At 43.4% G+C, this 5,998-nt stretch carries 6 protein-coding genes; 2 read left to right on the top strand and 4 right to left on the bottom strand.

Going from position 1 to position 5,998, the window contains the following annotated elements; all coding sequences use genetic code 11:
* Positions 1-72 precede the first annotated feature (72 nt).
* From HMPREF9007_RS03580 to HMPREF9007_RS03595, 4 genes are all read right to left on the bottom strand, one after another.
* Positions 73-558 carry an outer membrane beta-barrel protein gene (locus HMPREF9007_RS03580; RefSeq protein WP_008763307.1) on the bottom strand — a complete coding sequence of 162 codons (486 nt, stop codon included), beginning with the start codon at positions 556-558 and terminating at the stop codon, positions 73-75.
* 4 nt (positions 559-562) lie between these two features.
* The gene (locus HMPREF9007_RS03585; protein ID WP_008763306.1) at positions 563-793 is read right to left on the bottom strand and encodes a hypothetical protein; all 231 of its coding nucleotides are present in this window, start codon (positions 791-793) and stop codon (positions 563-565) included.
* Positions 790-2,220 (bottom strand): carbon starvation protein A, encoded by a 1,431-nt coding sequence (locus HMPREF9007_RS03590; protein ID WP_008763305.1) that lies wholly within the window; start codon positions 2,218-2,220, stop codon positions 790-792. The genes HMPREF9007_RS03585 and HMPREF9007_RS03590 overlap by 4 nt, the downstream gene beginning before the upstream one ends.
* Before the next feature lie 232 nt (positions 2,221-2,452).
* Positions 2,453-3,976, bottom strand: a complete 1,524-nt coding sequence (locus HMPREF9007_RS03595; RefSeq protein ID WP_008763304.1) for a GDSL-type esterase/lipase family protein — start codon at positions 3,974-3,976, stop codon at positions 2,453-2,455.
* A 185-nt stretch (positions 3,977-4,161) separates the two neighbouring features.
* On the opposite strand from HMPREF9007_RS03595, the gene HMPREF9007_RS03600 reads away from it, so the two are divergent.
* Both HMPREF9007_RS03600 and HMPREF9007_RS03605 read left to right on the top strand, forming a co-directional pair.
* Positions 4,162-5,619 (top strand): family 10 glycosylhydrolase, encoded by a 1,458-nt coding sequence (locus tag HMPREF9007_RS03600; RefSeq protein ID WP_008763303.1) that lies wholly within the window; start codon positions 4,162-4,164, stop codon positions 5,617-5,619.
* 125 nt (positions 5,620-5,744) lie between these two features.
* Positions 5,745-5,998: transposase (locus HMPREF9007_RS03605; RefSeq protein WP_008763302.1), on the top strand; the 254-nt coding region annotated here is incomplete at its 3' end.

Genomic DNA, 5,998 nt, shown 5'->3' with positions numbered 1-5,998 from the left:
TTGAAAATGGATAATGGCTATGCAGTAAACAGCGCAGCTCATTATCCATTTTCAATTATCCATTATCCATTGTTAAAAGTAGAATCCGAATCCGACCTTAACGCCGAAACGTGACATGTCGCTATCGTTGAAGCGCCATTTGTAATATACGGCGGGTTCGATGGTTACGGTGCGGGAAAGGAAGTAAGCGTATCCGGCTTCGATGCCTAGCCCCCAGTCAGTCTGGTGATGTCCTCCGCTCCAACGGAAGCGGTTCCAGTCGAGACCTCCGCCCAGATAAACACCGGTGGAATTAAAGTAGAAACGCATTCCTGTTCCTAATGTGTATTCGTCTACGGGTTTTGACCAATCAGCACCGACATTAACCATCAATGCGATACCGTCGGCAAGGAATGTACCGGCTTGCGCACCAATACCAAACTTCGCCTTATCGTTTTTACTATACGAAAAATCCAATCCCGTTACAGAAGGATTAAGAATCATTTTTCCTTTCTCAAATTGTGCCTGGGCAGCTATTGATACCACCAGCAGACAAATAGCTAAAGCTAATTTCTTCATAAATTTACTTTTTTAAGTGAATAGATTGTTCGTCTTTTTTACGGCGTTCACGCATTTGTTCCTTCTTCCGGAGCACGAGCCAAAGCAAGAGTACGATGACGTAAGAACCTACCACCGTAAGAATCTTCTCCGTCTGGCCGACTTCCGTGTTGCGAGGTAACAAATAGGCTGCCGTTACTGATACATAAATAAGGAATGCGATAGCAACTCCTGTCGATTTTTTTATTTTCTTCATTCTGATAGTTTTCTAGTTTTTTGTTTTCCCAGCCAGATAAAGAACCAGGCAATAGCTACCACTACGCATCCTATACCGATGCAGTAGGAAACTATATGCGAGAGTCCCAGCCCTTCGGGAGCAATACATATATAAGTAGAACAAACACTCGTCATAAATAAGGCGGGGATCAGCGTAATCCAATAAGGCTTTTTGGCTACCACAAGGTAGACTGTGATAGCCCAGAGGGTGAACACCGCCAATGTCTGGTTGGCCCAGGCAAAGTAACGCCAGATCATGTTAAATCCGTCCGCGTCACGCAAGCTATAAAGAAGCAGACCGATAGCTACTGCGAACATCGGAATACAAATGTATAAACGACGGCGCATACTTTTTTGTTCCAGTCCCAGAAAGTCCGCCACAATCAGACGGGCGGAACGGAAAGCGGTATCTCCCGAAGTAATGGGAGCCGCAATTACTCCAAGAATGGCGAGCACTCCACCGATAGCTCCCAGCCAGTCTTTAGTGATAGCGTCTACTATCACGGAAGCATTACTTTCTTCCATTCCATTTTCATGGAAGAAATAAGTAGCGGCTGCCGCCCATATCAAAGCAACGATGCCTTCGGTAATCATTGCACCATAGAAAACCGGACGTCCATGACGTTCTGAAGTCATGCAGCGGGCCATTAAAGGACTCTGCGTGGCATGAAAACCGGATATGGCACCGCAGGCGATACTCACAAACATAATCGGGAAGATCGGCAGTTCACTGGCATCCGGATTGGTATTCTGCAAGCCGTCCCATAGTTCGGGCAAAGCAGGGTGATTGACATAAAGCATTACCAGGATACCGACTGCCATAAACAGCAAGGCTACTGCAAACAACGGATATATTTTACCGATGATCTTATCGACCGGAAGCAGGGTAGCCAGAATATAATATAGGAAGACCACGACAATCCAAAAAGTAGCGTCCAGGCTTTCCGGAGTCAGCTTGGCCAATAGTCCGGCAGGTCCGGCTACGAAGACGGAACCGACGAGAATCATCAGAAGAACAGTAAATCCACGCATTATCTGTTTGGTAGTCAGTCCCAGATAACGGCCTATGATTTCGGGAAGACTCTCTCCCCCATGACGTAAAGAAAGCATTCCGGCAAAGTAATCATGAACAGCGCCTGCAAAAATACTTCCCAATACAATCCATAAATAAGAAGAAGTACCGAACTTCGCTCCCATAATCGCACCGAATATCGGACCCAGTCCGGCGATATTAAGGAATTGAATCATGAATATTTTCCAAGTAGGCAACGGAATATAGTCTACTCCGTCGGCTTTGGTAAGAGCCGGTGTTTTACGGTCGTCCGGACCAAAGACGCGCTCCATCAGGCGTCCATACGTGAAATAGCCTGCTATCAACGCCAGCAGGCACAGGGTAAATGTAATCATGGCGTGTTGTTTTTTTAACTGTCGCAAATGTAACATAATCTCACGAAACAGCCCAACAATACCGACACTTTTGCTAACTTTGCAGGGATTTAAAACAAAAAATAAAGAATATGCACCGAACTATTTTCATTCTTTCACTTTTGTTTCTTGTTCTTCCGGCAAAGGTTCAGATACAACCTCCTTTCTTTTCAATGCTAATATAGATAATCCAATATATACACCAAGGTCTGAATTACTGCTTCTTCATTTCATCAGCTGTCACGATTTTCCATTTATCCAAGTCTTCAATTTGGCCGCTTCTATTGCCTACCACCTCTGTGCTGTTGGCAGAAGACAAACCAATTCTTGCTTCAGGAGACAGCTCCAATGAATAATAGCCTTCATCATCCGTAGGTGTCAGGAACAATGCATATTTAGGATCATGCACTCGCCAGTCATCACCCGGCTTACCCACAATCACTTTATCTCCATTATTCATTACATGAAGGTTGGTCGCTATATTTCTGACACGGAGGATATGATACGTCAAATTCTCGATACAAAACAACTGGGACTTCTTTTCCGAATCATATTTTGCGGCAGAAATCACTTTCGAATCCGGATTACAATCCAGTACCATACCGGTTGCCTTGTTTACCAAATAGACCTGAGATACATTATCGGTTACATAAGGCATATATTTTTCCTTGATAGTTACTGATTTCAGTTTGGCATCCTGTCCTCTCCATTGTACAGTCACTTTATGTTTGCCTTTTATCCGACGGTCGAAAAGAGCAGATTGTGTAGTGAAATTCTTAGAGTCGGCACCCGAAACATCAACCGAGGCAAAAGGAATTGTTTCAGTATCCAGATAGAAATCCAAGTATCCCGATTTCTTTTTATTCAATTGCACGTCAACCTCTACTTTCTCATACGTAGGCAATGAGCCAAAATGTACATCGAATGACAATCTCGTACCGTTCTTCGCTTTTTCAATAGCACCATTCTTCATCTTCGCCTTCGAACCCGAAAGAGAAATATCCGAAGCAGCCACTGTTATCCCACCGGGGTTCATAACGAATTCACCCGTTATCGCCTTATACACTTCCTTCGCTATAATATAATGCCCTCTATGGTCGGGATGCACCCAATCGTTGCCGCCCGGCATAAATTCCGGATGTCCTTTCAAGGGATTATACAGATCTACACAGACCAGATTAAGTTCCTCCGCAATCTCTCTTACGGCAGGCTGAATATAATTCTTTGCTACATTGTCATCAAATGAACCAAGAAATCCCCCATCGCCATAATACATCGGAGGAGGCGTACAAATATAAATATCCGGTTTAGTCGAAAGAGCCTGGAATTTAGCGATCAACTTCTTATAGTCTGCTTTAAAAGTCTCCTTACCATATTTTTCGAAATTCTTCTTGTTGGCATCATTTGCACCGAACTTAATAATGACAATATTAGGTTTATACTCAAGTGCCGCTGCGCATTGCTCAGAATTAATGTAAGCGAATTGATATTCATTAGGATTTTCGGGAGTAGTCGCATCTTCTCTTAATTTTATAAATACCCCGGAAGAGCCTTTACCAAATTTGGTAACTTCATAATCATCACCGAGCATTTCAGCCAGAGGCATCGCGTAATAACCATAATCATTCGTTCCTCCGGTGATACTGTTTCCAACAGTAGCAACTCTAATCTTTCCCGTCTGGGCAGTCAGACTCGCCGCAAACAAAAGACAGAGCGACACAGATAGTAGCTTTTTCATTGTTTATTATCTTGTTATATTAATATTTTATATTTCGTACCTTATTAAAAGACGGCCAAGAATGCAGATACCACTAAAAGAGAATCAGTAATTTTCTGTCAAATAGCATTAAATAAAAAAGGAATAATCAATTTACAGACATTTTTGCTAGCTTTGCAGAGATTTAGCATCTAAAAGGGAATAATATGCACCGAACTATTTTCATTCTTTCACTTTTGTTTCTTATCCTTCCGGCTAAGGCGCAACCCAAGCACGAAGTTCGTGCAGCATGGATTACGGCTGTATATGGTCTGGACTGGCCCCGTACACGGGCCACGACTCCTCAGGGCATCCGCAAGCAAAAGGAAGAATTGGTGGATATCCTTGATAAACTGAAAGCTGCCAACTTCAATACTGTCCTGTTTCAGACCCGTACACGCGGAGATGTGCTGTATCCTTCTTCCATCGAACCGTTCAATTCTATCCTGACCGGAAAAGTCGGAGGAAATCCGGGATATGATCCGTTGGCTTTTGCGATTGAGGAATGCCACAAGCGGGGGATGGAATGTCATGCGTGGATGGTGACTATTCCGCTAGGCAACAAAAAGCACGTCGCTTCTCTCGGCAAACAATCTGTCACCAAGCGAGTGAAAGATATATGCGTGCCTTATAAAAATGAATATTTCCTTAATCCGGGGCATCCTGCTACGAAAGAGTATCTCATGAGACTCGTTCGTGAAGTGGTGGAGCGCTATGATATAGACGGAGTGCATTTCGACTACCTGCGCTATCCGGAGAATGCTCCTCTATTCCCCGACAAATACGATTTTCGCCGTTACAGCAAAGGTCGTACTTTGGATCAATGGCGACGGGATAACATTTCCGAAATCGTCCGATATATATATAAAGGAGTAAAAGCAATGAAGCCGTGGGTAAAGGTAAGTACTTGCCCTGTAGGAAAATACAGAGACACTTCCCGCTATTCTTCCCGTGGTTGGAACGCATTTTATACCGTTTATCAAGACCCGCAAGGATGGCTCGGAGAAGGTATTCAGGATCAGATATATCCCATGATGTATTTTCAGGGAAACAGTTTCTATCCTTTCGCGCTCGACTGGCAGGAACAGAGCAACGGACGACAGGTTATTCCGGGGCTGGGCATCTATTTCCTCCATCCCGACGAAGGGAAGTGGACACGCGATGAAGTGGATCGTCAGATTAATTTCATCCGTAATCAGAAAATGGCAGGAGAAGGACATTACCGTGTCAAGTATCTGATGGACAATACTCAGGGAATTTATGACGAACTGATTGAGAACTTCTATGCCTATCCGGCATTACAGCCCCCGATGACATGGTTGGATAACGTTCCGCCGTCTGCCCCCTCAGCACTCAAAGTTACGTCCATCGACAACGGATATACCGAATTGAACTGGCAACCAGCGACGGATAATGACCAACGGAATAAACCGATGTACGTGATTTATGCTTCCAATGAATATCCGGTAGATACAAAGAAAGCGGAAAATATTGTCGCACAAAGTATTCGTGAAACAAGTTACATTTATGCACCCATCCAGCCTTGGAATGCCAAGAAGTATTTTGCAGTAACGGCTATCGACCGTTGCGGGAATGAGAGTGCACCCATAAATGGAGATAAGTAGGCATTTCAGACAGTATTACCACAATATGACTTTTCCGATGTTCACCAATTCCAATTTTAGCAGTATCTTCAAAGAGTTTCTGTAGTGTACTGAATAAGTTGACACTTCAAAAATCGAAAATAAAGATGAAATATTCGAAAAAGAAGTACAACTATTACAGTGATGATGAACGAATGTCTTATATTCGTGAGTATTTATCAAGTCCCGAGAGCAAATCTGAGTTTTGTAAGCGTCACGGCTTTTGTGCCAAGCTTCTTACTTATTGGCTTAACAAGTATCAAATAGAAGACAAAGATATGGGTAGATCCTCTAAACCAGTAAATAGCGATGCTATTGATTCTAGTATTTCTGAGCTCCAGAAAGAACTATCGCTATTGCG

It is taken from the genome of Bacteroides sp. 1_1_14 (assembly GCF_000162515.1).
Classification (GTDB): Bacteria; Bacteroidota; Bacteroidia; order Bacteroidales; family Bacteroidaceae; genus Bacteroides; species Bacteroides thetaiotaomicron.
Note: the sequence above shows the minus strand (reverse complement) of the source record. Positions and strands in the feature narration are given on the sequence as shown.